Annotated in this window: 3 protein-coding genes; 2 read left to right on the forward strand and 1 reads right to left on the reverse strand. The window is 71.1% G+C overall.

Annotated features, from left to right (window positions below):
- Positions 1-95: 95 nt before the first annotated feature.
- Both D7V97_RS42510 and D7V97_RS42515 read left to right on the forward strand, forming a co-directional pair.
- Positions 96-956 carry a transcriptional regulator gene (locus D7V97_RS42510; protein ID WP_120616212.1) on the forward strand — a complete coding sequence of 287 codons (861 nt, stop codon included), beginning with the start codon at positions 96-98 and terminating at the stop codon, positions 954-956.
- Between the two features lie 85 nt (positions 957-1041).
- Entirely contained in the window at positions 1042-1698 is a 657-nt protein-coding gene (locus D7V97_RS42515) for a metallophosphoesterase (RefSeq protein ID WP_120616213.1), read from the forward strand.
- Positions 1699-1702: 4 nt separating this feature from the next.
- On the opposite strand, the gene D7V97_RS42520 is transcribed toward D7V97_RS42515, so the two are convergent.
- The coding region (locus tag D7V97_RS42520; RefSeq protein WP_120616214.1) for a tetratricopeptide repeat protein at positions 1703-2184 on the reverse strand (482 nt) is incomplete at its 5' end.

A 2184-nucleotide genomic window follows, 5' to 3' on the forward strand; every position in this document is an offset into this window, starting at 1 on the left:
GATGCGACGTGAAGGGGGGGTCGGCGGCCTGACAGTGGCCGGTGCTAGTGTTCTGAAGCGTGGCCTCTCCGGATCTGCCCCTAGCCCAGGCGTTCATGACCGCCCGAGGAAGTACGGAGCCGGCCAGTGCCCTGCCCGTCCTCCAGGAGCGGCTGGCGGCGGCGCTGGAGGCGGCCCGTCAGGCCTGGCCCGGCGTCTCGCTGGAGGGCCCGCGCTTCGCGGCGCACCTGGCGCGGCTGGTGCCGGCGGACGGCGACGAGGCGGCGTGGGGCAAGCTGCACATGGTGGACGTGTACCTGGCGCGGGCGGCGGCGGACGGGCTGCCGGCGGCGCTGGCGACGTTCGAGGCGCGGCTGATGCCGGAGGTGGACGCGGCGGTGTCGCGGCTGAAGCTGCCGGCGGCCGGGCTGGACGAGGTCCGCCAGTTGTTGCGGCAGCGGATGCTGGTGGGCAGCGCGGACTCCCCGGCGCGGCTGGCGGCGTACCCGGGGACGGGGCCGCTGGCGGGCTGGGTGCGGGCGGCGGCGCTGTGGCTGGCGCTGGACTGGCAGCGGCAGCGCTCGGGGCAGGCGCAGTCGGAGGACGGGGACCTGTCGATGTTGGTGGCGCCCGGTGACGACCCGGAGCTGGCGTACCTGAAGCAGACGTACCGGGCGGAGTTCAGCGCGTCGTTCGCGGCGGCGCTGGCGGCGTTGTCGGCGCGGCAGCGCAACTTCCTGCGGCTCAAGTACCTGGACGGGCTGGGCATCGACCAGTTGGGGGCGCTGTACGGCGTCCACCGCTCCACGGCGGCGCGGTGGGTGGTGGGGGCGCAGGACGAGCTGTTGGATGGGACGCGCCAGCGGCTGACGGAGCGGCTGCGGCTGACGCGCTCGCAGCTGGACAGCGTGCTGCGGCTCATCTCCAGCCAGCTGGACGTGAGCCTGAGCCGGCTGTTGCGCACCCATTCCGAGTAACGCACCGCGCGAGCCCTCCCCAACCCGGGTGGAGGCCGAGAATCCGGGCAGGGCGGATGCGGGCAGTGCGTTAAGAGGGGGAGAGATGCGAACGCTCTTCATCGGGGATGTGCACGGCTGTGCGAGCGAGCTGGACGCGCTCCTGAAGGCGTGTGGCTGGACGTCGGGGGACCGGGTGGTGTTGGTGGGGGACCTGGTGGCGAAGGGGCCGGATTCGGCGGGCGTGGTGCGAAGGGCGAGGGAGCACGGCTTCCGCGCGGTGAAGGGCAACCACGACGCGCACGTGTTGCGCTGGCACGCGGGCAAGGCGGCCAAGGGCAAGAAGTTGAAGCCGGAGCACCGGCAGGTGTTGGACACGCTGACGGCGGAGGACTGGGCCTACCTGGGAGCGCTGCCCTCCTACGAGCGCTTCGAGGACCTGAACGTGGTCGCGGTGCACGCGGGGCTGGTGCCGGGGGTGCCGCTTTCGGAGCAGAAGGAGGAGTTCCTGCTGAACATGCGCAGCATCGCGGCGGACGGGACGCCGTCGAAGCGGCTGGAGGCGGGAGAGCCCTGGGGGAGCCTGTGGAAGGGCCCGGAGCTGGTGGTCTTCGGCCACGACGCGATGCGGGGCCTGCAAAGACATCCCTTCGCGCTGGGGTTGGACTCTGGCTGTGTGTACGGCGGGAAGCTCACCGCGTACGTGCTGCCAGAAGGGAAGTTCTACTCCGTGACGGCGGCCCGCGCGTACATGGCGCTGTGAGTGTTCAGGGCTTCGCGCCCAGCATCTTCAGTGCCTCCAGCGCACCCTCGCTCTTCGGGTCCAGCTTGAGCACCTTCTTGAACGTGGCGATGGCGTCGGGCTTCCGGCCTGCCTTGACGTAGGCCTCGCCCAGGCCGCCCATCACCTCCACGACGTCCGGGTAGAGGGCGGCGTTCGCCTCGAACACCTTCAGGCCGTCCTGCGTCTTGCCCGCCATCATCAGCCCGGTGCCCACGTGGTTCAGCACCCTGGGCGACAGGCCCTGCACCGTCCCTTCCGCCTTCGCCTTCCGGTACCAGGCGAGGACCGCGTCCGTTCCCTTGAGGCGCGAGAGCAGGTCCGCCGTCATCACCGGCGAGTCCTGGTGGTTCGGGATGGGCTTCCAACCGTACTCCGCGACCACGCTGTTGATGATCCGCTCGAACAGCAGCCCACCGTTGTCCGAGTTCGCCATCACCACCACCCCACTGCCCGACTCCCCCAGCC

This window comes from Corallococcus sp. CA053C (assembly GCF_003611675.1).
GTDB lineage: Bacteria > Myxococcota > Myxococcia > Myxococcales > Myxococcaceae > Corallococcus.